Source organism: Roseateles amylovorans (assembly GCF_025398155.2).
Lineage (GTDB): Bacteria > Pseudomonadota > Gammaproteobacteria > Burkholderiales > Burkholderiaceae_C > Roseateles > Roseateles amylovorans.
Genome location: NZ_CP104562.2, coordinates 4,456,931 through 4,480,288, shown reverse-complemented (window position 1 = coordinate 4,480,288; position 23,358 = coordinate 4,456,931). Strand labels below are relative to the sequence as shown.

General features: G+C 67.2%; 17 protein-coding genes and 1 other RNA gene. 9 read left to right on the top strand and 9 right to left on the bottom strand.

Annotation, left to right across the window (positions count from 1 at the left end; all coding sequences use genetic code 11):
* Positions 1-271: 271 nt before the first annotated feature.
* The 3 genes from N4261_RS18560 to argA form a co-directional block, all read right to left on the bottom strand.
* The gene (locus tag N4261_RS18560; protein WP_261756757.1) at positions 272-571 is read right to left on the bottom strand and encodes an H-NS histone family protein; all 300 of its coding nucleotides are present in this window, start codon (positions 569-571) and stop codon (positions 272-274) included.
* A 166-nt stretch (positions 572-737) separates the two neighbouring features.
* Positions 738-1,010, bottom strand: a complete 273-nt coding sequence (locus N4261_RS18555) for an oxidative damage protection protein (protein ID WP_261756756.1) — start codon at positions 1,008-1,010, stop codon at positions 738-740.
* 175 nt (positions 1,011-1,185) lie between these two features.
* Entirely contained in the window at positions 1,186-2,526 is a 1,341-nt protein-coding gene (gene argA / locus N4261_RS18550) for an amino-acid N-acetyltransferase (protein WP_261760766.1), read from the bottom strand.
* Positions 2,527-3,048: 522 nt separating this feature from the next.
* Between argA and hrpA the strand changes: the two genes are divergently transcribed.
* From hrpA to N4261_RS18535, 3 genes are all read left to right on the top strand, one after another.
* On the top strand, positions 3,049-6,831 hold the full coding sequence (gene hrpA, locus N4261_RS18545; protein WP_261756755.1) for an ATP-dependent RNA helicase HrpA: 3,783 nt from the start codon (positions 3,049-3,051) through the stop codon (positions 6,829-6,831).
* Positions 6,832-6,976: 145 nt separating this feature from the next.
* Positions 6,977-8,851: a serine/threonine protein kinase gene (locus N4261_RS18540; protein ID WP_261756754.1), complete on the top strand. Its 1,875-nt coding sequence runs from the start codon at positions 6,977-6,979 to the stop codon at positions 8,849-8,851.
* On the top strand, positions 8,848-11,334 hold the full coding sequence (locus N4261_RS18535; protein ID WP_261756753.1) for a serine/threonine protein kinase: 2,487 nt from the start codon (positions 8,848-8,850) through the stop codon (positions 11,332-11,334). The genes N4261_RS18540 and N4261_RS18535 overlap by 4 nt, the downstream gene beginning before the upstream one ends.
* Positions 11,335-11,602: 268 nt before the next feature.
* Here N4261_RS18535 and N4261_RS18530 read toward each other — a convergent pair whose 3' ends face one another.
* Entirely contained in the window at positions 11,603-11,842 is a 240-nt protein-coding gene (locus N4261_RS18530) for a YXWGXW repeat-containing protein (RefSeq protein ID WP_261756752.1), read from the bottom strand.
* A gap of 222 nt (positions 11,843-12,064) precedes the next feature.
* Positions 12,065-12,667: a 2-hydroxychromene-2-carboxylate isomerase gene (locus N4261_RS18525; RefSeq protein ID WP_261756751.1), complete on the bottom strand. Its 603-nt coding sequence runs from the start codon at positions 12,665-12,667 to the stop codon at positions 12,065-12,067.
* Between the two features lie 858 nt (positions 12,668-13,525).
* Here N4261_RS18525 and N4261_RS18520 point away from each other — a divergent pair.
* Positions 13,526-15,889 carry a DUF6055 domain-containing protein gene (locus N4261_RS18520; RefSeq protein ID WP_261756750.1) on the top strand — a complete coding sequence of 788 codons (2,364 nt, stop codon included), beginning with the start codon at positions 13,526-13,528 and terminating at the stop codon, positions 15,887-15,889.
* Positions 15,890-16,119: 230 nt separating this feature from the next.
* Here N4261_RS18520 and N4261_RS18515 read toward each other — a convergent pair whose 3' ends face one another.
* Entirely contained in the window at positions 16,120-16,329 is a 210-nt protein-coding gene (locus N4261_RS18515) for a DUF4287 domain-containing protein (protein ID WP_261756749.1), read from the bottom strand.
* Between the two features lie 232 nt (positions 16,330-16,561).
* An RNA gene (ffs, locus tag N4261_RS18510) (signal recognition particle sRNA small type) lies at positions 16,562-16,658 on the bottom strand.
* Between the two features lie 244 nt (positions 16,659-16,902).
* On the opposite strand from ffs, the gene N4261_RS18505 reads away from it, so the two are divergent.
* On the top strand, positions 16,903-17,328 hold the full coding sequence (locus tag N4261_RS18505) for a hypothetical protein (RefSeq protein ID WP_261756748.1): 426 nt from the start codon (positions 16,903-16,905) through the stop codon (positions 17,326-17,328).
* A gap of 24 nt (positions 17,329-17,352) precedes the next feature.
* Here N4261_RS18505 and N4261_RS18500 read toward each other — a convergent pair whose 3' ends face one another.
* The gene (locus N4261_RS18500; RefSeq protein ID WP_261756746.1) at positions 17,353-17,730 is read right to left on the bottom strand and encodes a SirB2 family protein; all 378 of its coding nucleotides are present in this window, start codon (positions 17,728-17,730) and stop codon (positions 17,353-17,355) included.
* Positions 17,731-17,898: 168 nt separating this feature from the next.
* Positions 17,899-19,029 carry an AIR synthase-related protein gene (locus N4261_RS18495; protein ID WP_261756745.1) on the bottom strand — a complete coding sequence of 377 codons (1,131 nt, stop codon included), beginning with the start codon at positions 19,027-19,029 and terminating at the stop codon, positions 17,899-17,901.
* 106 nt (positions 19,030-19,135) lie between these two features.
* Here N4261_RS18495 and dnaX point away from each other — a divergent pair, with 106 nt between their 5' ends.
* From dnaX to N4261_RS18475, 4 genes are all read left to right on the top strand, one after another.
* On the top strand, positions 19,136-21,772 hold the full coding sequence (gene dnaX, locus N4261_RS18490) for a DNA polymerase III subunit gamma/tau (protein WP_261756744.1): 2,637 nt from the start codon (positions 19,136-19,138) through the stop codon (positions 21,770-21,772).
* A 31-nt stretch (positions 21,773-21,803) separates the two neighbouring features.
* Entirely contained in the window at positions 21,804-22,130 is a 327-nt protein-coding gene (locus N4261_RS18485; RefSeq protein WP_261756743.1) for a YbaB/EbfC family nucleoid-associated protein, read from the top strand.
* A 10-nt stretch (positions 22,131-22,140) separates the two neighbouring features.
* Entirely contained in the window at positions 22,141-22,728 is a 588-nt protein-coding gene (gene recR, locus N4261_RS18480) for a recombination mediator RecR (RefSeq protein WP_261756742.1), read from the top strand.
* Between the two features lie 225 nt (positions 22,729-22,953).
* The gene (locus N4261_RS18475) at positions 22,954-23,343 is read left to right on the top strand and encodes an MAPEG family protein (protein WP_261756740.1); all 390 of its coding nucleotides are present in this window, start codon (positions 22,954-22,956) and stop codon (positions 23,341-23,343) included.
* Positions 23,344-23,358 lie beyond the last annotated feature (15 nt).

Here is a 23,358-nt window from a genome sequence, read left to right as displayed (position 1 = left end):
ACGACGGTACGGACGACCGTGCGGGTGACGCTTGGCTGCTGCGACGCGGGGTGATCCGAGGCCTGCGAATCGCTGCGCTGGCTCGCTGCGAGGTGCTTGGATTTTCCCCCGGGATGTGAATGCGAATATCGGGGGCGTGGCGCCCAGGGGGTAGTCGGAGAGCCGGGTGCTGGGACGGGGCTCAAATGAAAAAAGCCACCTTGCGGTGGCTTTCTGGCTCTCAGCAGAACACCCGCCTGAGCGTTTGTGTTCTTGCCCTGGTTTGGGGCATTTAAATCACGAAATCATCGAGCTTGGCGCCGCCGGCAATCGCTGCCTTCAGCCATTTGGGCTGCAGACCGCGGCCGCTCCAGGTTTCGCCGGTGGCTTGGTTGCGATACTTCGCCGCCACTTTGGACGCCTTGCCGGCCACCTTGGCCGAGCGTGCCGTCAGATCAGCCACCGACAGTCCATATTCGGACATCAGCGTCTTGACCTTCGCGATGGCGTCGGAACGCTCCCGCTCCTGGGTTTCTGCGATTTGCTGTTCAAGTGCGGCCCGCTGGGCCAACAAGTCTTTGAGCGATGCCATTTATGCAATTCCTCGCTAGGTTCAACGGCCAGAGCCCGAATAGGGCATGGCGCGATTATAGGCAGGGAATTGAATTTCGCGGCAACCGGGTTTTGCCGGTAATTGTCAGCATTCACAACTCGTCACGTTCCGCTGACCCATCGAAGTCAACAGAAAGTGACTGTTATCACGCGGTGGGGGGCACATATCCCGCTGGCTGCTCGGCACCGTCGCCGAAGAAGAACTGTTCCATCTGGCGAGACAGGTATTGGCGGGCGCGCTGGTCGGCCAGATTCAACCGGTTTTCGTTCACCAGCATGGTCTGGTGCTTCATCCAGGCTGCCCAGGCTTCCTTGGAGACGTTCTCATAGATGCGTTTGCCAAGTTCCCCGGGATAGGTGGGAAAGTCCAGGCCTTCGGCTTCTTTTTTCAGATAAACGCACTGCACATTGCGGGCCATATCAAACCTCGGTGATCAACTGTTGGGGGGTGTGAAGGTCGCTGCGCGGGGTGGGCGCCTGTCGGAACCTGCGGCGCGCAGCGGCGAAAGTGGGAAGGCGTGAAGGCAGGATGGCCATTGAGAGTTGTTGATGGCCCCTGATGGCCGTTGAAGGCGGCCCCGCCTCGGACGTCGCTCAGGGCAATTTCTTGACCAGCACCTGGGAGCGGCGATCCCAGTTGTATTTGCGTTTGCGTTCTTCGGGCAACCAGTCGGGATCCACCGGTTGAAAGCCGCGTTTGATGAACCAATGCATGGTGCGGGTGGTCAGCACAAAAATGCTGGTCAGCCCCATGGCGCGGGCGCGCTGTTCGATCCGCTTCAGAATGCGTTCACCATCGCCCTGACCCTGCACCGCGCTGGACACGGTCAACGCCGCCATTTCAGCGGTGCGCGCTTCCTGATAGGGATGCAGCGCGGCGCAGCCGAAGATCACGCCGTCATGTTCGATGACGGTGTAGGCCTCGATATCGCGTTCGATTTCACTGCGGTCGCGTTTGACCAAGGTGCCGTCTCGTTCAAAGGGTTCGATCAACGCAATCAGGCTGCCGATATCGTCATGGGTGGCCTCGCGCAGGCTTTCCAGTTTTTCATCGACCACCATGGTGCCAATACCATCGTGGGTATAGACCTCCTGCAGCAGCGCACCGTCGACCGCGAAGGGCAGGATGTGTGAGCGCTCCACCCCGGCTTCGCAGGCGCGTACGCAGTACTGCAGATAAAACCCGACGTCGGTGGGCTGCGTGGGCGGCGGCAGTTTGCCCATCAAGCGCTTGGCGTCCGCCAGGGCGAGTTCGGTGTCGATGTTGCTGTCCGGATCCTCGGGGTTTTCTCGCACCCCCGGGACCTCGGTCATGAAGAGCAGCTTGTCGGCTTGCAGCGCGATGGCGGTGGCGGTGGCCACATCCTCCATCATCAGATTGAAGGCGTCGCCAGTGGGGGAGAAACCGAAGGGCGACATCAGGACGATGGCACCAATATCGATGGCCCGTTGAATCGCCGCCGCATCCACACGGCGAACAATACCGCTGTGCTTGAAATCCACGCCGTCGACGATCCCCACCGGGCGGGCGGTCAGGAAATTGCCGGACACCACCCGAACGGTGGAATTGGCCATCGGCGTGTTGGGCAGGCCCTGCGAAAACGCGGCTTCGATTTCAAATCGCAGTTGCCCGGCGGCTTCCTGGGCGCAATCCAGGGTGATGCCGTCGGTGATGCGCATGCCGTGGCTGTATTTGGGCGGGTGGCCCTTGGCAGCCAGCTGTTCATTCACCTGGGGTCGGAAACCGTGTACCAGCACGATCTTGATGCCCATCGCATGCATGATGGCCAGATCCTGGACAAAGCTGTTGAGCTTGCCGGCCTCGATCAATTCCCCGGTCATGCCGACGACGAATGTTTCGCCGCGATACGCATGGATATAGGGGGCCACCGCGCGAAACCACGGCACGAAGGTATGGGGGAAGACCAGGCTCATGGGGCCGGATTGTGCCGCACGCTGTCCGTTCCAAGGGGGCCAGGGGACACTGCCGTTGTGCGATGACCGCGTGAAGCCGCACGCTGCGGCCGGGCGCTTCTGACGAGCCCGCGCGCCTGGCCGCCCGGCGCTCAATCCCTGACCCACGACGGGCCGCGCGCGGCGCGAGATAATCCGCGCCCCGTGAGTCAGAACAACAACACCCCCGCCCAGCCGCCCGAAGACCCGCCGCGCCCTGCACGCCGCGACGCCTCTCCGGCCCGCTCCGCCCCCGCCGATTCGTCTCGTGCCCCCGGAACGCCCCGCGCGCCGGCTGTTGGTGCGTCCGCGCCGGTGTCGCCCGAGCGCCCCGCGACCGGCCACGGGGGGAATGCCGCCACCCCCCGCGCGCCACGGCCGCCCCCGGAGCGTCGTCCCGACGGTGGTCGCCGCCCGGAAGCCGGCGCCCGCACGCCGCCCACGCCGATCCCGCCGATCGAGTTCCCCGAGTCGCTGCCGGTCTCCGGCCGGCGCGAGGAAATCATGCGGGCGCTGCAGCAGCATCAGGTGGTGATCGTGTGCGGCGAGACGGGCTCGGGCAAGACCACGCAGTTGCCCAAGATCGCGCTGGCGATGGGCCGCGGTCGCGGCAATGGGGGGGGCTTGATCGGCCACACCCAGCCGCGCCGGATCGCCGCCTCCAGCGTTGCCAAGCGCATCGCCGAGGAGCTGAAATCCCCGCTGGGCGATGTGGTCGGCTACAAGGTCCGGTTCCAGGATCGCCTGTCCGCCGGTGCCTCGGTCAAGTTGATGACCGACGGCATCCTGCTGGCCGAAACCCAGACCGATCCGCTGCTCAAGGCCTACGACACCTTGATCATCGACGAGGCGCATGAACGCAGCCTCAACATCGATTTCCTGCTCGGCTACCTGCGCGAGATCCTGCCCCGGCGGCCCGATCTGAAGGTGATCGTGACCTCCGCGACGATCGATGCCGATCGCTTCGCCCAGCATTTCGCCTCGGCCCAGGGCCCCGCGCCGACCATCATGGTGTCCGGCCGGTTGTTCCCGGTCGAGCAGCGCTATCGCCCGTTCGAGGAATCCCGCGAGTACGACGTCAACAACGCGATCTGCGACGCGGTGGACGAGCTCTGGCGTGCCGGCTCCGGCGATGTGCTGGTCTTCCTGCCCGGCGAGCGCGAGATCCGCGAGGCCGCCGAGGCCCTGCGCAAGCACCATCCGCCCGGCGTCGAGGTGCTGCCGCTGTTTGCGCGGCTGTCCGAGCAGGAACAGAACCGCATCTTCCAGCCGCACGGCCAGCCGCGCATCGTGCTGGCGACCAACGTGGCCGAGACCTCACTGACGGTGCCCGGCATCCGTTATGTGATCGATCCCGGCCAGGCGCGGGTCAAGCGCTACAGCTACCGCAACAAGGTCGAGCAGCTGCAGATCGAGTCGATCAGCCAGGCCGCAGCCAACCAGCGGGCCGGTCGATGCGGCCGGGTCAGCAACGGCATCTGCATCCGGCTGTATGAGGAGAAGGACTTCCTCGCGCGCCCGCGCTTCACCGATCCGGAAATCCTGCGCAGCTCGCTCGCCGGCGTGATCCTGCGGATGAAGGCGTTGCATCTGGGCCAGGTCGAAGACTTCCCCTTCATCGAGCCGCCGCCGCGCAAGGCCGTGGCCGATGGCTATCAGCTGCTGGCCGAACTCGGCGCCGTGGATGAGCGCAACGAGCTGACGCCGATGGGCCACGAGCTGTCCAAGTTGCCGCTGGATCCCCGCGTGGGCCGCATGATCCTGGAGGCCCGCCAGCGGGATGCGCTGACCGAGGTGCTGATCATCGCCAGCGCGCTGTCCGGCCAGGATGTGCGCGATCGCCCGATGGAGCAGCAACAGCAGGCCGACGAGAAGCACAAGAAGTTCGACGACGAACGCTCCGAGTTCATGGGCTATCTGAAGCTCTGGAAGTGGATCGGCGAGAGTCGGGGCGGGGAAGGCGAGCACAAGCTCTCCAACCGCCGCCAGGAACAGCTGCTGCGCGACAATTTCGTCAGCCCGCGCCGGGTGCGGGAATGGCGCGACATCTATTCGCAGCTGCACACCGTCGTCGCCGAACATGGCTGGCGGATGAACGGCGCACCGGCGACCTATGAGCAGGTGCATCTGTCGATGCTGTCGGGCCTGCTGGGCAACATCGGCTGCAAGGCGGATGACGATGACTGGTACCTCGGCGCCCGCGGCATCAAGTTCTGGCGCCATCCCGGCGCGCACCTGAGCAAGAAGCCGGGCCGCTGGATCGTTGCGGCCGAGCTGGTGGACACCACCCGGCTGTTCGGTCGCGGCATCGCGGCCATCGAGCCGCAGTGGCTGCCGGGCATTGCCGGCCACCTGATCAAGACCCAACTGCTGGAGCCGCACTGGGAGAAGAAGGCCGCCGAGGTCATCGCCCTGGAGCGGGCCACGCTCTACGGCATCGTCATCTACAACAACCGTCGGGTGAACTTCGGCCGCGTCGATGCGGCGGCGGCGCGGGAGATCTTCATCCGCGAGGCGCTGGTCAACGGCGACTGGGACACCCGGCTGCCCTTCCTGGCGCACAACCAGAAGCAGATCGCCAAGATCGAGGAGCTGGAGCACAAGTCCCGCCGCCAGGATGTGCTGGTGGACGACGAACTGATCCATGCCTTCTACGACCAGCACCTGCCGGCGGACGTCTGTTCCGGCGCCAGCCTGGAGAAGTGGTTCCGCGAGGCCAGCAAGGCCAATCCGCGCCTGCTGCAGCTCAGCCGGGACGAGCTGATGCGGCATGAGGCGGCGGGCGTCACCAGCAATGCCTTCCCGAAGACCATCCGGTTGGGCGGCGTGGACTGCGCGGCCACCTACCTGCATGAGCCGGGTGACGTGCGAGATGGCCTGACGGTCACCGTGCCGATCTATGCGCTCAACCAGGTCAATGACGAGCGCGTCGACTGGCTGGTGCCCGGCATGCTGGAGCCCAAGGTCACCGCGCTGCTCAAGAGCCTGCACCAGCGCCCGCGCTCGCGGCTGACGCCGCTGCCGGACTTCGTGGCCGAATTCGTCGCGCTGAACCCGTTCTCGCAGGGCAGCCTGCTGGAGGTGCTGCTCAAGGCGGTCCGGGACCGCACGCAACTGGCCATCCAGCGCAATGACTTCAAGCTCGAACAGGTGCCGGCCCATCTGTTCATGAACATCCGGGTGGTCGACGAGCATGGCCGGCAGCTTGGCCAGGGGCGCAACCTCGCGACCTTGAAGGCCGAGCTCGGCGGCCAGGCCCGGTCCGCCTTCCAGGCGCTGGCCGCATTGAAGCTGCAGGGCGGCGAGGTCGCGGCGTCGCACCCGCCATCTCCGTCGCCATCGCCATCGACCGCACCCTCGGCTGCGGCGGATGGTCGCCAGGGCGCGCCACGGGTCGTCAAGGCGACGGTGGCGCCGCCGCCGGCCACCGATGCGGCCAAGACCTACACCGCCTGGACCTTCGGCGAGTTGCCCGAGCTGATGGAGATACGCCGCGGCCACCAGACGCTGATCGGCTTCCCGGCGCTGATCGACAAGGTCTCGCATGTGGAGATCGAGGTGTTCGATGAGCCGGACGTGGCCGCCGCCAAGCATCGCGCGGGCCTGCGTCGGCTGATCGCGCTTCAGCTCAAGGAGCCGCTGAAGTACCTGGAGAAGAACATCCCCGACCTGACCCAGATGGCGGTGTCCTACATGAGCCTGGGCACGGCCGAGGAACTGCGTGATCAGATCGTCGCGGTGGCGCTGGAGCGCGCCTTCCTGGCGGATCCGCTGCCGGTGGATGAATTCAGCTTCAAGGCGCGGCTCGAGGAGGGTCGGGCGCGGCTCAACCTGATCGCGCAGGAGGTCGCGCGTCTGGCTTTCAGCGTCTTGCTGGAATACCAGGGCGCGCTGCGCAAGCTCAAGGACACGCGCTCGGCCGCCAAGGAGGTGGTCGACGACATCCAGGCGCAATTGCAGCGCCTGATGCCCAAGCGATTTGTCCTGCAGACGCCGTGGGCGCAGCTCCAGCACTATCCGCGCTACCTGAAGGGCATCACCCTGCGCCTGGACAAGCTGCGCGCCGACGCCGCCCGGGACGCCAAGTTGCTGGCGGAACTGCGGCCGCTGGAGCAGCGCTGGCAGCGGCGGGTGGTGGAGCGCAAGGGGTCGCCGGATGCGCGGCTGGACGATTTCCGCTGGCAACTGGAGGAGCTTCGAGTGAGCCTTTTCGCACAAGAGTTGCGGACTCCGCAGCCGGTCAGTGTCAAGCGACTGGACAAGGTCTGGGCACAGTTACAAAACTGAGGGGAAAATCCCCCGCAGTTTGACCGGCGAGGACAACGGGTTTTCGGTCCAATCGACAAGTCTGAAAAGGTCCGTCGCTCCGATCCAGGCGGAGCGCCATGCAACTCTCGTGTCTGAAACCAACTCCAACCCCCACGCGTCGCCCATGAAGCGGTTCGGTCGTTTCGAGCTGCGCGCGCTGCTGCACAAGAGTCAGCGGAGCATGCTGTGGTTGGTGTTCGACACCCACCACCGCCAGGAGATGCTGCTGATGATGCCGCGGGAGAAGCCCGTCGGCGAAGCAGCGATGCTGCATTGGCTCAAGACGATGGACACCGCGTCCCGCATCCATCATCCCAACCTGGCGCATGTGGTGGAGACCGGCCGGGTCGATCCCTGGCCGTATGTGGCCTATGACCGCGCGTTGGGCGAGACCCTGGAAGAGCGCCTCGCCCGCACCGGCGATCCGCTGCCGCTGGATGCCGCCGGCTGGGCGGCGCAGGCGCTGGAGGGCCTGGCCTTTGCCCATGAGGCCGGCCACGCGCACCGCGATCTCCAGTTGGCGCATCTGGTCATCGACGCCGGTCACCATGTGCGGATCCTGGGCCTGGAAGTCGCCCAGGACCTGCTGCCGCCGGATGCCGATTTCAATGCCACCCGCCGCGCCGCGCGCGAGGCCGCCGAAGACGATGTGGCGAGCATCGGTCTGGTGCTGCACCGCCTGCTGACCGGCAAGCCGGTGCTGGACGAGGCCGATCTGCAGCTGGCGATGCGCCGGATGCAGCCCCAAGGCCAGGAACTGGTCCGTCTGGGCTGGGAGACGCCCTATCAGATTCCCGACCCGCTGCGGGCCATCGTCAACCGGGCAACCGACCGGCAGACCCGCCAGCGTTATCACCTGGCGCGCAGTTTCTGGCGCGCACTGGATGGCTGGCGCCTGGCGGCCGAGCAGGACGACGGCGGCCCGATCGCCTTGCTCAAGGACAAGATGCAGCGCTTCGGCCATCTGCCGAGCACGACGACCCGGCTGGTCAGCACGGCGATGTCCAGTGCCATGGCGTCTCAGCATGCCAGCGAACTGGCGGCCCTGGCGCTCAAGGACATGGCGCTGACCCTGGAGTTGCTGCGCCGCGTCAACAACGCCATGCGCCAGCAGGGCCACCCGAACAGTGGCGGCACGGTGCTGAACATGCAGCGCGCCATTGCCATGATGGGCCTGAACGGGCTGGAGGACGCGGCCCGCGCGCTCAAGCCCTGGCCGGGGCCGATGAACGAGGCCCAGGCCAATTTCATGCAGAGCCTGATGCGGCGGGTGCAGCGTGCCGGTCAGGTGGCGCAGGCACTGCGTCCGGCCGGTTACGACGCCGAAGTGGTCTACCTGATCACGCTGATGCAGAACCTCGGCCGGCTCCTGGTGCAGTACCACTTCCCGGACGATGCGCAGCAGATCCGACAACTGATGCTGGCGCCGGAGCCCACCGAAGACCAGCCCAATCCGCGCGGCATGACCGAGCAGTCCGCCGCCTATGCGGTGCTGGGCTGTGACCTGGAGAGCCTGGGCCTGGCGGTGGCCCGCTATTGGGGGCTGGGCGATGAACTGCAGCACATGATGCATCGCCCTTCGCAGGAGGCGCCGGTGCGCCATGCCGATGGGGACGCCGAGATCCTGCGGCTGACCTGCGGCCTGGCCAATGAACTGATCGAAGCGCTGGGAGCGCCCGAGCGCAAGCGCCAGACAGCGATCGAGCTGGCCACCCGGCGCTATGCGCGGGCGCTGAGTCTCGGTCTGCGGGAGATCTACGATGCGCTGGGCACTCTGCAGGCGCAGGCGGGCAGCGAGCGCGGCACGGCGGATGAGGAGAACAGCGGCAGCGAGCGCCGCCCGCCCGGACCGGGCCGTGTCAACGATCCCCGCGTGGGCGCCGCGGCGACCGCTGCGCCGCGTTCGCGGCTGCGCGAGCGTGCGGAGCAGCAGGGCGGGGCGCCTTCGGAGCCCGCGCGTCGCGGCAGTGGTACGGCGCCCGGCAAGGATTCGACATGAACGCCATGCCGCCGGCTGTCGGGCGCTTCCGGCCGCTGCGCAGTCTGGGGCAGGGCGCCCAGGCCCAGGTGTGGCTGGCCCACGATCCGAGGCTGGACCGCGAGGTGGCGCTGAAGGTCCTGACCAAGGCAGCGGACCGGGCCAGTGTCGACGCCTGGCTGCATGAGGCGAGGGCGGTCAGCCGTCTGACCCATCCCAACATCGTGCCGGTCTTCGAGGCCGACATGGAGGGCGGACAGGCCTACATGGTCTTCGAATTCGTGGCCGGCGGCACCCTGGCGGAACGCATGCGCCAGCGTGGGCGGCTGCCGGCGCGCGAAGCCGTGGGGATGATGCTGGGCATCCTGGATGGGCTGCATGCGGCGCATCAGGCCGGCGTGGTCCACCGCGACCTCAAGCCGACCAATGTGATGCTGGATGCGCAAGGCCGTCCCCGGGTGATGGACTTCGGCATCGCCGGCCGGCTGAGCGCGTCTGGATCGGGCGGGGCGGGCAGTGTGGGCGGTGTGGGCGGCGCCACCTCAGCCGGCGCGACCGCTGCGATCACCGAGGGCAGCGCCAGCCGTCCCAATCGCATCGTCGGCACGCCGGGCTACATCTCGCCGGAAGCGGCGCGCGGGGAGCCGGCCTCACCGGTGATGGATGTCTTCGCGGCGGCGGTGATGCTGACCGAGATGCTCTCCGGTCAGCGCCTGAATTACGACCCCGATCCCTGGCGGGCGGTGCGCCGGGTGTTGCAGCAGAACCTCGATCCTCCGGCGGACCTGGGCGCGGACAGCGACGATGCCCTGCGTGCGGTGCTGCTGCGCGGCCTGTCGCGGGATGCCGCGCACCGCTGGCCCGACGCGAAGGCCTTCCACGATGCGCTGGCCGCCTGGCTTCATCCGGCCGCGCAGGTGCCGGCGGTGGGCGACGGCGGCAATGCCACGCTGGAGTTCCTGTTGCGGCGCATGCGGCACCGCACCGACTTCCCGGCCATGGCGGATTCGGTGACCCGGATCCAGCGCATGACCCAATCGGAGAACGAGAGCCTGACCACGCTCTCCAATGAAATCCTCAAGGACGTGGCGCTGACCAACAAGCTGCTGCGCCTGGTCAACACGGTGCAGTTCAGCCATGCCGGGGGCGGGCACATCAGCACGGTGTCGCGCGCTGTGGCGCTGGTGGGCTTTGGCGGCATCCGCAACCTCGCCTTGTCGCTGGTGTTGCTGGAGCGGATGGAGAACAAGCAGCATGCGCAGCGGCTCAAAGAGGAGTTCCTGCGCTCGCTGATGGCGGGCTCGCTGTCCCGGGAGTTGTGCCTGGTCCCGCGTGAGAACGAGGAATCCTTCCTCGCCACCATGTTCCAGGGACTGGGCCGCCTGCTGTCGGAGTTCTATCTGCCGGAAGAAGCGCAGCAGGTGCGCCGGCTGGTGCGGCCGGAGCGCGGCATGGGCGAACAGGCCGCTCCGCCGGTCAACGAGGCGGCCGCCTCTGCCCAGGTGCTGGGCCTGAGCTATGAGGATCTGGCGCTGGGCGTGGCGCGGCAATGGGGCTTTCCGGACAGCCTGCAACGCAGCATGCGTCGGCCGGACGGCGATGCGCCCATCCGTCTGATCGAACACGCCACCGACCGCATGCGCTGGCTTGGCCGGGCGAGCAACGATGTGGCCGACCTGATCCTGCACAGCGATCCTGCCGAGGCGCATGCCAAGGTCAGGGCCATGGCGCAGCGCTATGCCCGGGCGCTGGGGGTGGAGGCCAAGGCCTTCGAGAACGCGGCCGATCAGGCCCGTCAGCGGCTCACCCAACTGGCGCAGGCCATGGACATCCAGCTGCCGAAGAATTCACCGGCCCAGCGGCTGCTGGCACCGCTTGCGCCGTCGCCGGAGGACAGCCTGGCGCCGCATCAGTTGCAGGCGACGGTCGTGGTGGCGAACGAGGGCGTGGCTGGCTTGGCCGCGAATGCCATCTCGCCGGAACAAGCAGCGGCCACGCTGGCCGCCGGCATCCAGGACATCACCAATGCGATGGTGGAGAGCTTCAAGCTCAACGAGATTCTCCGGATGATCCTGGAGACCATGTACCGCGGTCTCGGATTCCGTCGGGTCATCTTCTGCCTGCGGGATCCGAAGACCGAAATGCTGACGGGCCGCTTCGGCCTGGGTGATGGGGTGGAGGCGGTGGTGCCCTTGTTCAAGGTGCCGTTGCGGGTGATGCCGGGGGTGGCGGCCGATCTGTTCACGGCGGTCTGCACCAAGGGTGTGGACACGCTGATCGCGGATGCATCGCAGCCGCGGATTGCGGAGCGGCTGCCGCAGTGGTTTCTCAGCAGCGCGAAGGCGCACAGCTTTCTGGTGCTGCCGATGGCGCTGAGGGGCGCGCCGTTTGCAATGATCTATGCCGACAAGGCGGAGCCCGGCAGCGTGGTGCTGGATGAAAAGCAGCTGTCCCTGCTGCGCACCCTGCGCAACCAGGCCGTCATGGCATTCAAACAAATCTAGATTTGGCCCTGTGTCGCCTGGGGGCGGCCCCCCCCTACCGCCTGACGGCGGCCCCCCAGGGGGCGAGCCGTGAGCCCGGCGGAGCCGGATCTCATGGCTCCGCTTGATCTCTCGGCCTGGTGGCTTTGGCCCCCCCTACCGCCTGACGGCGGCCCCCCAGGGGGGCGAGCCGTGAGCCCGGCGGAGCCGGATCTCATGGCTCCGCTTGATCTCTCGGCCTGCTGGCCTCGCTGGGGTGGGGGCAGTGGCGCGTTGCCACGGCGCTCGCTCAGCGTCGCGGGCCCCAGTGGCCATCCACCCAGTTGCGGCGGCCGCCGCGGTTGTCCCAGTAACCCTCGATCCAGACATAGCCCGAGACCGGCGGCGGACCGTAGGACTCGCCGTAACCACGGCCGTGGCCACCACCATCACCGTGATAGTGACGCGGTGGAACGACGATGCAACCGCTCAGCGCAGACGCCAATACCGGCGCCGCCAGCGCAAGAACCGAAAATCGAAGGGCTCGCATAGGGCCTCCTTGGTGACCTGCTGCTCCAACGCGCCCCGCCACCCGCGCGATGACGTCATCGACCCCACATTACCCAGCCGACATGGAGTAACGGCCGGTAAACACCGGCCGTCAGGGAGCACATCGGTCGCCGTGTCGGTCTCGACATCGGCTGTGGCATCGAACCCTCGGCCCGCCCTCACGGCGGCCATAGGCCTGGCCATCGCCGGTCGGCCCAGAGGCTCAGTACGGGCCGCGTTCCAGCCAGCGTTCGAGTTGCGGCAGGCGGTCGTTGCCCCAGAAGCGTTCGCCCTCCACGATGAAGAACGGCGAGCCAAAGACGCCGCGGGCCTCCGCCAGATCGATCTCGGCCTTCAGTCGGGCTCGCGCGGCGCTGTCGTTCACCAGGGACTGCAGCTCCGCCGGCGGCATCTGCTGGGTCGAGCACAGGTCCTGCAGCACCTCCAACTGCGCAATGTTGCGGTCCTCGAGGAAATAGGCGCGGTAGACGCATTGCGCAAACGCACGGCCCTGCGCCGGGTCACGGTCATTGAACCAATGGAACAGCCGGGCGGCCATCTCGGTGTGCAGCCCCAGCGACGAGGGGGTCTTGAACGGCACCCCCATGAACGCCGCCAGACGCTCGACATCACGCCGGATGTAGTCGCTGCGCATGACGCTGGTCGGAATGCGGATCCGCTCCAGCGATTGGAAATTGGCATCCAGCACGATCGCATGCCAGTTCACCGTGCGGCCATGGCGCTCCGCCAGGGCATCGATGGTTTGCGCGGCGATGTAGCCGTACGGCGAAGCAAAGTCGAAATAGAAGTCGATCGGGGCGGGCATGCAGGAGCTCCTGGGTTGGGGCGCGGCCCATGGGGGAGGCGCGGGCGCGCGGATTGTAGGAGCCTGCCCGTTCAGCGACGCCCGCACATCGGCCAGAGGAGGGGGCGACGCCTGTCACCATGCCCCCTTTGGCAGCCTCTGCAATCTGGCCACGGTGCGCGCGCAGACGACCGCATGCAACGGCCCTTTGGCCACCTCACGCAGATCGCCTCCATGCCGCTGCCGCTGCCGATACCGCTGCCGATACCGCCACCTGCAAAGCCCATGCGTTCCTGACTCTGTAGGGGCTCTCCCATTCGGGGGCCATTGGTGCTGTTCGCGATTCCACCGGTCAGATCGGAACGGTCCTATTGGTTACGACAGGTAGTCGGGCACGACACATCTGCAGGAATGTCGAGCGTTGTCATCGACGTTTCTTCCCAGCAGCAACGCAGGTCTGGACCGCTTCCAAAGCAACCGGTCGGTCGGCATCGCGATTACGGATTCTCACCATCGGAATGGCAAGGCCCGACCCCGAACGGTGAACATGCGCCCGGCTCGATGGCCACGCCCCGCGTCGACGACACCTACCCAGGTGTTCCGGCGTCATGACCCCGCCCCGGCAGTAGACATCAGCAAAAAGACCAAGACGACCGAAAGAAGCGCTTCAGCGCGCTGCGACGTTCGACGGCGTTGGGCCCAGGACGCGATGGCGCGCTGGCCATTCGACGCATGGCATGAGCAGGCCGGGGCACGGTCGACCGTTTGAAAGATCCGCCGCCACCACAGCCGAAGGGCATTCAGTGGCGGCGGGCGCGGCGACCCGGGGGCTCGGGTGAAGGCGATCGACGTCATTGTGTTCAACAGTGGAGGTACAACATGCATCGATTGACATCCCTGGCTGCAGGGTTGGTGCTCGCCGGGCTTTGCGCGACGGCAGCCCAGGCCGCTCAACCAGCCGAGCTGAGCTATGTGGTCAACAACAAGTGGAGCGGTGGCTACTGCGCCACGGTGAAGGTCAAGAACCCGAACGCCACGCCCCTGGTCTGGAGCGGCACCCTGACGGTGGCCGGCAACGTGTCCAACGTCTGGAACGCGCAATGGAAGCGCGCCGGCACGTCGCTGGTGCTGTCGGGCTTCGCCTGGAATCGCACGATCCCGGCGAACGCGACCAACCAGTCCGTCGGCTTCTGCGCGACAACCACCGCGGCACCTGCGCCAGCACCTGCCCCTGCACCCGCACCTGCACCCGCACCTGCACCCGCACCTGCACCTGCACCTGCACCTGCACCTGCACCTGCACCAGCACCTGCACCAGCACCAGCACCTGCACCTGCACCTGCACCTGCACCTGCACCTGCACCAGCACCAGCACCAGCACCAGCACCAGCGCCAGCGCCAGCGCCAGCGCCTGCGCCTGCACCCGCACCCGCACCCGCACCCGCACCTGCACCCGCACCTGCACCCGCACCTGCACCCGCACCCGCGGCGGTTGACCAGGGCACCACGCTGACCCAATGGTTCACGGGGACGCCGCAGAAGCCGGCCGTCACGGCGGGCACCTGGCGCGCGGGCGGTCCCAATCCAGAGCAGGCGGCCTTCAAGCTGGTCAAGGAGACGGCGCACTTCGCCTTCTATTCGGACGAGACCCTGTCAGCGGCCGATCTGACCTTGGCGGCGGACACGCTGGAGAACACGGTCTGGAAGTACCTGTTCGATTCCAACCTCTACATGCCGGAGCCGTACTTCAACAAGGCGGACAAGATCAAGCCGGCCATCCACATTCATTCTGGATGGGGACTCACCGGCGGCGCCTGGGTGGATGCACAGCGCAACCTGCACATGGGCATGTGGATCGCACCGGCCGCGCTGCGTGACCACTGGGGCCTGACCCATGAGTTCACTCACGGCTGGCAGTCCTGGGCGACCAACAACGGCGGCATGGCCTGCAACCAGTCCAATACCTGCGGCTGGATCCATGAGAGCCATGCCAACTTCACGCCACACCAGTTGCCCGAGTACCGGAGCGATGTGCATTGCTCCGAAATGCTGCCCAATGCGCCGCATCTCTACCTGGGCTCCACCCGCGACCGCTATTGCAATTGGCAGTTCATGGAGTTCCTGAAGGACAAGTACGGTCCGGAAGCCGTGACGCAGATCTGGACCACCGCCGGTGCGGATCCGTTCACCAACATCCAGAAGTCCCGCGGCTGGACGCTGTCGCAGCTCAATGACTTCATCGGTGATTGGGCGATGCACAACGTAGTGTGGGATTACAAGGCCACGCCCGACGCCTTCCGCAGCAGCTACGGCAACATCACGCTGACCGACAAGGCCGAGCGCATGCGTCGCCTGATGCCGCTGGAAGCACTGGATGCCAACTGGGCGACCAACCGCCGCTTCACCGCGCCGTTCTACGGGGCGCCGCAGCGCTTCGGCTACAACGTCGTCCGTCTGTATCCGGTGGCGGGTGCGACCTCGGTGACGGTGAAGTTCCGCGGCATCAACCAGACCGGTTCGGACGCTGATTTCCGCTGGGGCCTGGTGGCGACCAACTCGCAGTTCACCTCCGCCCGGTACAGCGCGCTGCAAAAGGGCCTGGACGCGGACCTGACCTTCCGTGTCAGCGCCGGCGAGCCGGTGTTCCTGGTGGTGAGCGCGACGCCGTCGGTCTTCAAGACGGTGACCTGGGACCAGTCCTACGGCACGATCTGGCGCTATCCCTACATGATCGAGCTGGCCAATGCCTGGCCGCAGGGCTTCCAGAACGGTCAGCGTGACCTCTGCCCGACCGGCACCGTGCGCCACAGCAACGGCGGCGGCTGCGCGCCGTCCAGCACGCCGGCCACCGTCTACGTGGGCCCCTACGCCTCGATCTTGACCGGCGGACGAGCGACCGGCAATGCGCGCATCGAGGACCAGGCCATCGTGGCCAACGGTACGGTCTCGGACAGCGCGGTCGTCGGCGGCCTGAGCGTCATCGGCGTGACCGGCAGCCCGTGGGGCAACAACACGTTCAACGTGTCGGGTTCGGCGCAGGTCCGCACGACGTTCTACCCGCTCGGCTTCTTCGAAGCGAGCCAGGGTGCGTCAGGCACGCTGAATCTCCATGGCGACGTGGAGTACCGTGGCACCGGTCTGAACCTGTCCGCCGGCTATCGCTCGGGCTTTGTCGACGCCACCTCCACCGTGGGCTCGACCACCGACGTCAACAAGAAGACGACGCTGACCTGGCGGCCGTGAGCCGGTCGATCCGGGCGCCTGATGTCGGCGCCTGATTGAAATGAGAAGGGCCCACGTGAGAGCGTGGGCCCTTGTTGTTTGCGACGTCGCCATCGGCCGTGGCGCACCGACTGGTGCGGGTGCTGGGGGCATGGATGGCGACGCCCGCGGCGATGGCTGTGTCCGCGACTTGGCGGTCACAGCCCGCGCGGGTGACGCGCCCTCACCATCGCCAGCGCCATCGCCTCCGGTCATTGATCGGCGAGAAAGGCCGCCACCAGCGCATTCGCATGGCCGTGTCCCATCGCGTGGTCATTCTTCAGCAGATTGACCAGCGCCATGTGCTTCATCGGCCCCGCTTGCTTGAGCAGGGTCATCCAGTGGCTGATGGGTTGCCCATACTGCTTCTCGATGGACGGGAAGTAGGACGCGGGTCCTTTGACTTTGGCGTCGTTGGCCATGGTGTCGCTCCTGAGTTGTCCGTGTGGGGTGAGTCAACCCCATGACGTTCGAGGCGAGCGGAAATCGACAGCGGCGCCGGGCAGAACGCGACCCCCGCGTCCAGTCAAGCAGCGGGCGGGGTCATGAACGATTCCTGGCGCCGCACATGCATCCCCGATCGAGATCACCGAAAAAGCGACCCCACAAACACAAAGACCGCCCACAGGGGCGGTCTTGCGCAAAACGAATGAGGTTGACGAGCCTGATCTCGGCACTGGTCACAACGGTTAGGGCTGCTTGGTTCCCCATCTGACCCGGTTGGCCGCGCTTCCATGCGAGGAGGCCCGTCAGCGATGCATTCTACGCGAGGTTTCAGGCGGCTCCTGGCGAGTGCAGCCATGACATGCGTCACGAAGCGCCCGCAGCATGCTGTGGTTAAATGTCATCCGGACGTCGCGCTCACGCGCAGCGTCCACCGCCGATTTACCAACTACTTGCGGGCGGTCAACAAGTACGGCTAAAGCGTTGCGGCTCCGATGATGCCCCCGGGCCGGCAAACGCCGGTGATGTCTGTGGGCTCTCGGAGTTTTTTCATGTCTGCTTGCCTCGCTCAGTTCGATTCGCTGCTGGCCCGCCGCCGCTTCGCGCGCAACGCCGCACCGGTGGCGCGATCCTCCTCCCACCAGTTGCGCGACCCCTGGGGCGAACCGGTGGCGACCTTCTCTCGGTTCCCCTCTGACGCCGAACTGCTCAAGGCCGCTCACCGTCTTCAGTCCGACGACTGGCTGGGCGTGCTGGCCGATGAATCCCAGACCCAAGGCCTGCGCACCGCGTGGCGACTCGCCTTGCTGCGTGCCGATCGGCATGGCCGGGCGCGTGTCTCACGGGAGGTCGGCCCCCAATGGCTCAGCCCGGTCGTCACCGAACGGCCCGGCGCACGACCGTCCGAGTTGCGTCGTGCCTTGTGCGCCACCGCGGTGGCGCAACTCTGGCAGACAGGCTGGAAGCTGGTCGGCTGAGGCCGACGCGGTCGGCGCGGCGGCTCACAGCCCCAGCAAGGCCTGCCGCGTCACCGACACGCCCATCACATACGCCAGGGCGATCAAGGCGATCAGGTAGCCGATGACCTTGAACTCGCCGCGTCCGACCGCCCAGTGGCCGGTTGCGAAGTAGATGCCCAGCGCGATGAATTTCGCGGTCATCCAGGGCTCGTAGCGCGGGTCGTGGTGCATGGCGCCCCAAAGGCTGAGGCCGGACACCACGATCAGCACATGGCTGCTGAACACCAGCGTGCGCAGACGCGCATCCATGACCCAGACCGCGCCGAATTGATGGGCCAGGCCACGCACCAGGAACAACAACACGCTGCACCACGCCAGCAGGGTATGCAGTTTGACCATGGGCAGATAGAACCAGTCCATGGCCGATGAGCTTGGCGCATCGCCACCGGCAGTGTCAAGCGGCCGGCCACGCCTGCTGCGGACACGCGCCAGGCGTGGCCGGCTCTGCATTGAGTCCGCCGCTCCCGGAGATCCGGACATCCGGACATGAAAAAAGGCGCCGGAGCGCCTTGGTGAGGGAGCGGGCGATCAGCGCAGTTGCAGATCGTCGTCGCCGAAGCGGATGTTCAATGGCTCGATCAGCAGTTGCTTCTCACCCGCTTCCACCCGACCCGCGTCCCAGGCGTCGATGCCGCAGGACTTGGCGATCTCCACCACCTTCGCCGCCTGATCAGCCGGGACGAAGATCGCAAAGCCGGCGCCCATGTTGAGCGTGGAATAGGCCTCGCGGTCATCCTGCTGCGCATGCTGCTGCATGAACTTCAGCACCGGGGTGACCGGCGGCACGGTGTGGATGCGGTAGGTGAACTGCCCGGGATGACGCAGCAGCTTGCGCCAGCCGTGGCCGGTGATGTTGGCGCAGTAGTGCGGCGTGATGCCGGACTTGTAGAGCGCCTCGGTGACCGGGGAGTACAGCGTGGTCGGGGCGAGCAGGGCGTCGCCGTAGGTGAGGCCGGGCTGCACTTCGGTGAGGTAGCCGTGGGGCAGGCGCTCGGTCAGCTTGCGGGCGAGGCTCAGGCCGTTGGCATGGATGCCGCTGGAGGCCAGCAGCACGATCGCATCGCCCGCGCCGAGCTTGTCGCCGACCGACAGGCGCTCTTTCGGATTGATCAGACCGGTGCAGGAGGCGGCCAGGTCGATGCGGCCGGCCTCCACGATGCCCGCCAGCGCCGGCGTCTCGCCGCCGCCCCAGGCGACCTGGCAGACGTCGCAGGCCTTCTTCCAGCCCGCGACCAGCGCCTGGGCGCGTTGCGCATCGCCGAACCAGTCGGAACCACCCGCAGCCCAGTAGGCCTGGACCACCAGCGGCGTGGCGCCCACGGTGATCAGGTCGTTGACGGCCATGGCGATGGTGTCTTGCGCGATGCCGTCGTAATAGCTCTTGCCGGTGAGCTTGCCCATTTCATCGGCCACCAGGGCCTTGGAGCCCAGGCATTCGACGATGGAGGCGATGTAGAACGGCCCCACGTCCACGACATACGCCGACTCGCCGCGCGAGGCCTTGACCTCGGTGAAGCCGTGGGCGCTCAGGTGGCCGGCAGTGGCGGCGGCGGCGCGTTGAGCGCTGACCTTGAGCGGGTCGATCAGGTCGTAATTGACGCCGGCCTGTTCATAGCTCAGCGTGCCGGAGGAGGAATCGTGCGGGGCGTTCGTGCTCATGGGCGCGGATTATCCTTCAGCGCCGCGCTCCTCTCCTGACAAACCCCGACGCTGCCGAGCCCACCGGTCGCCGGACGGTGCAAGCGGACCCGTAGAATGCCGCGCCATGAGTTACCAGGTCCTCGCACGCAAGTACCGCTCCCGCACATTCGAGGAGCTGATGGGTCAAGAGCATGTCGTGCAGGCCCTGGCCAATGCGCTGACACAGCAGCGCCTGCACCACGCTTATCTCTTCACCGGCACCCGCGGCGTGGGCAAGACCTCGGTCTCCCGCATCCTGGCCAAGAGCCTGAACTGCCTGGGTGCGGACGGCCAGGGCGGCATCACCGCGCATCCGTGCGGCGTGTGCGACGCCTGCCGCGACATCGATGCCGGCCGCTTCGTCGACTATGTCGAGCTGGATGCGGCCTCTAACCGCGGCGTCGAAGAAATCTCCCAGTTGCTGGACCAGGCGGTCTACAAGCCGGTCGTCGGGCGCTTCAAGGTCTACATGATCGACGAAGTGCACATGCTCTCGAACACCGCCTTCAACGCCATGTTGAAGACGCTGGAGGAGCCGCCGGAGTACCTGAAGTTCGTCCTCGCCACCACCGATCCGCAGAAGGTGCCGGTCACCGTGCTGTCGCGCTGTCTGCAGTTCAATCTGCGGCCAATGGCGCCCCAGACGGTGCTGGAGCACCTGACCCGCGTGCTCGCCAACGAACACGTGCCGAATGAGGCCGGGGCCCTGCGCCTGCTGGCCCGGGCTGCGCGCGGCTCGATGCGCGATGCGCTGTCGCTGACCGACCAGGCCATCGCCTTCGGCTCCGGCGAGCTCAAGGAGGCCGGGGTCCGCCAGATGCTGGGCAGCGTGGACCGCGGCCATGTGCTGGGCATCCTGCAGGCGCTGATTGCCGGCGACGGTGCGGCGCTGGTGGCGGCGGCGGACCGGCTGCGCAACATGGGCCTGTCGGCCGGCGGAACGCTGGAGGACCTGGCCGGTGCGCTGCAGCATCTGGCGGTCGCCCAGGCGGCACCGGGCGCGCTCGACGCCAGCGATCCCGATCTGGCCGAACTGATCCCGCTGGCCCATCAGTTGCCGGCCGATGAGATCCAGCTGATGTACAGCATGGCGCTGCACGGCCGCCAGGAGCTGCCGTTGGCGCCCGATGAATATGCCGGTTTGACCATGGTGCTGCTGCGCATGCTGGCCTTCCGTCCGGACGGCCAGCCGAGTCGCCCTGCAGGCGCACCCGCCGCGGCCCCCGCAGGCGCAGGTCGCCCTGGCGGCGCGCCGGCCCCGCATGCGGCGCTTTCGGCCTCCGGCAGCGCCGCATCGGCCTCGGCCGCAACGAGGCCGGTCTCGCCGACGGCCGCTAGCTCGTCGGCCACCGCGTCCGCACCCGTGTCGGCCGCGCCCGCAGTGCCTCGGATTGCCGAGGCGGCCTCTGCGCCCGACTCCGACCCAGAGCCTGCACCTGCACCTGCACCTGCACCTGCACCTGCACCTGCACCTGCACCTGCGCCTGCGCCTGCAGCTGCAGTTGCAGTTGCACCAACGTCTACGCCACAGGCCTCTACCGTCGCTGCGCCGCCTGCGATGGAGGGGCCCATGACCCCGGCGACGTCCGCGTCTGTGCCAGCTGAACCGGCGCAGGCCATGCCCCCGGTTCACGCGCTTGAGGCCCCGTCGTCTCCGGCGGTGAAAGCTGAGTCCACCGCCGAGATCGACGCCCTCGCCGATTCCCACTCGGCGCCTGCAGCGCAGTCAGATCCTCGTCCCGAGCCCTGGTCCGATGGTCCATCGGAGCCAGAGGAGGAGGGGGCTGAGACCGCCTCGCCATCGACCGCTTCGGTCGCCAGTGAAGGGGCTGTTGACCACGACGCCAACACCAACGCCAACGCCAGCCTCGATGGGCGCGAAGCCGCTGACGACCTGCCGCCCTGGGCTGACGATCTGCCTGCAGCGACCGCTCCGTCTCCGACGAGCCCCGTCGTTGCATCAGCACCGACGCCGGTCTCTGCCGCAGCGCAGCCTCCGGCACCAGCACCAGCACCAGCGGCCGTTGCGCCCCGCCCGGCGCCAGCCGCCAGCCTGCGGGCCGCGCCTGCGGGTGCGCCGGCCACACGGTTCAGCGACCGGTTGCGCCCCCGTGCGGCGCCGCCGCCATCGGTCCAGGCCGAGGCCGATGACCTGGATGACATCTCCCCGCCGCATGACGACGACGGTCCGCCGCCCTGGCTGGACGTGCCGCCGCCGGGGGATGAGGAGATGGGTGACGGCCCCACGCTGCTGGACGATCCGTCTGCGGACGATGCCGCCACCCAGGGCATCTACCTGTCCACCGCCGTGGACGAGGTGGCCCTGGTCGCCACCCCGCTGGGTGAGCGCTGGTATGCCACCGTGCCGCAACTCGGCCTGACCGCGCTGACCCGTGAGCTGGCGCTGCAATCCGAATGCCTGGAGATCGCCGAGCAGGAGCAGCCGCAGCGCTGGCGGCTGCGGGTGGAGCGCGAGTCGCTGCGCCAGCCCGGCCTGCAGGACAAGCTGCAGGCGGCGCTGTCGAGCTGGGTCCAGGCGCCGGTGCGTCTGGAGATCGAAGCCGGCCGTGCCACCGATTCACCGGCCCTGCGCGATACCATGGCAGCCCGCGCACGGCAGCGCCGTGCCGAAACCATCATCCTCGAAGACCCCGAGGTCCAGCAGTTGCTGACGCAGTTCAAGACCGCGCGCATCCTGCCCGGGTCCATCAAACCTCTCTGAACTCTCTCCCCGAACGACAAGGATCACCATCATGATGAAGGGTCAACTCGCAGGCCTGATGAAGCAGGCCCAGGCGATGCAGGACAACCTGAAGAAGGCGCAGGACGAGCTGGGCAACATCGAGGTCGAGGGCCAGTCCGGCGCCGGCCTGGTGAAGGTCACCATGACCTGCAAGCACGACGTCAAGCGCGTGGCCATCGATCCCAGCCTGCTGGCCGATGACAAGGACATGCTGGAAGACCTGGTGGCGGCCGCGTTCAACGACGCCGTCCGCCGCGCCGAGGAAGTCAGCCAGGAGAAGATGTCCAAGCTGACCGCCGGCATGCCGATGCCCCCCGGCATGAAGTTCCCGTTCTGATCGGGCCACGGTGACCGCACTCGAACAGCTGATCGAGGCTCTGCGGCGCCTGCCCGGCGTGGGCCAGAAGTCGGCCCAGCGCATGGCCTATCACCTGCTGCAGCATGACCGCCCCGGCGCCGACGCGCTGGCGCACGCGCTGCAGCAGGCCACCCACAGCGTCCGGCATTGCGAACGCTGCTACACCTTCAGCGAATCGCCGCTGTGCCCCATCTGCCAGGACAGCCGCCGGGATGCGCGTCTGCTGTGCGTCGTCGAGACGCCAGCCGACCAGGCGGCGATGGAGCGCACCGCCTCCTACCACGGCTATTACTTCGTGCTGCAGGGCCGCATCAGCCCGCTGGACGGGGTGGGCACGCGTGAGATTGGCGTCGAGCCGCTGCTGGCGCGGGCGGCGGATGGTCAGGTGGAAGAGGTCATCCTTGCCACCAGCTTCACCGCCGAAGGCGAAGCGACCGCCCATGTGCTGGCCGAAGCGCTGCGGGTGCGCGGCCTGCGCAGTACCCGGCTGGCGCGCGGCGTGCCGGTGGGCAGCGAGCTCGAGTATGTGGATCTGGGCACCATCGCGCATGCATTGGTGGATCGACGCGCCACCTGACCGCGGCCGGTGGTGCTGCGACGCAGGGGCGTTGCCGGTTCGATCGACTGGTGCGCTGCCGGCTCAACCGCTGCCAATTCAAGCGCTGAGTCAAGCGTTGCCGAGTCAAGCGCTGCCGATGAGCGCGCTGGCGGCTGTATTGTCGACGTTGTCTGTGCCGACTCCGTTTCTGCCCGCGCCTTCGGCGCTGCCACTGCCTTTGCCTTTTTACTTGCTGGAATCACCATGACCCTGGCCAACTACTGCCTGATCATCGCGGGCGTGCTGCCCATCCTCTGTGCGGGACTGGCGAAGTCCAAGGGCTTCGGCAAGCACCGTCGCGATGGGGGCTACGACAACCACGATCCCCGCGGCTGGCTGAACCGCCAGTCCGGTTGGCAGGCGCGGGCCAATGCGGCCCAGGCGAACAGCTTCGAAGCCTTGCCGCTGTTTGTCGCCGGGGTGCTGGCGGCACAGCAGATGCAGCATGATCAGTCGCGCATCGACCTGCTGGCGGTGAGCTTCATCGTGCTGCGTCTGCTGTATGTCGCGTTTTATGTAGCGAATGTGGCGGGACTGCGAAGCGCGGCCTGGATTGCCGGCATGGGCGTGTCGATCGCGCTGTTCTTCGTCTGATCGACGGGCCGGCCG

Excerpts from the sequence above, each read along its gene's own strand:
- argA (WP_261760766.1), bottom strand. The coding sequence starts at position 2,526 with ATGAGCCTGGTCTTCCCCCATACCTTCGTGCCGTGGTTTCGCGCGGTG.
- N4261_RS18525 (WP_261756751.1), bottom strand. The coding sequence starts at position 12,667 with ATGCCCGCCCCGATCGACTTCTATTTCGACTTTGCTTCGCCGTACGGC.
- N4261_RS18520 (WP_261756750.1), top strand. The coding sequence starts at position 13,526 with ATGCATCGATTGACATCCCTGGCTGCAGGGTTGGTGCTCGCCGGGCTT.
- N4261_RS18500 (WP_261756746.1), bottom strand. The coding sequence starts at position 17,730 with ATGGACTGGTTCTATCTGCCCATGGTCAAACTGCATACCCTGCTGGCG.
- N4261_RS18560 (WP_261756757.1), bottom strand. The coding sequence starts at position 571 with ATGGCATCGCTCAAAGACTTGTTGGCCCAGCGGGCCGCACTTGAACAG.
- N4261_RS18555 (WP_261756756.1), bottom strand. The coding sequence starts at position 1,010 with ATGGCCCGCAATGTGCAGTGCGTTTATCTGAAAAAAGAAGCCGAAGGC.
- dnaX (WP_261756744.1), top strand. The coding sequence starts at position 19,136 with ATGAGTTACCAGGTCCTCGCACGCAAGTACCGCTCCCGCACATTCGAG.
- N4261_RS18515 (WP_261756749.1), bottom strand. The coding sequence starts at position 16,329 with ATGGCCAACGACGCCAAAGTCAAAGGACCCGCGTCCTACTTCCCGTCC.
- N4261_RS18475 (WP_261756740.1), top strand. The coding sequence starts at position 22,954 with ATGACCCTGGCCAACTACTGCCTGATCATCGCGGGCGTGCTGCCCATC.
- N4261_RS18540 (WP_261756754.1), top strand. The coding sequence starts at position 6,977 with ATGAAGCGGTTCGGTCGTTTCGAGCTGCGCGCGCTGCTGCACAAGAGT.
- N4261_RS18485 (WP_261756743.1), top strand. The coding sequence starts at position 21,804 with ATGATGAAGGGTCAACTCGCAGGCCTGATGAAGCAGGCCCAGGCGATG.
- N4261_RS18495 (WP_261756745.1), bottom strand. The coding sequence starts at position 19,029 with ATGAGCACGAACGCCCCGCACGATTCCTCCTCCGGCACGCTGAGCTAT.
- N4261_RS18505 (WP_261756748.1), top strand. The coding sequence starts at position 16,903 with ATGTCTGCTTGCCTCGCTCAGTTCGATTCGCTGCTGGCCCGCCGCCGC.
- N4261_RS18535 (WP_261756753.1), top strand. The coding sequence starts at position 8,848 with ATGAACGCCATGCCGCCGGCTGTCGGGCGCTTCCGGCCGCTGCGCAGT.
- hrpA (WP_261756755.1), top strand. The coding sequence starts at position 3,049 with ATGCGGGCGCTGCAGCAGCATCAGGTGGTGATCGTGTGCGGCGAGACG.
- N4261_RS18530 (WP_261756752.1), bottom strand. The coding sequence starts at position 11,842 with ATGCGAGCCCTTCGATTTTCGGTTCTTGCGCTGGCGGCGCCGGTATTG.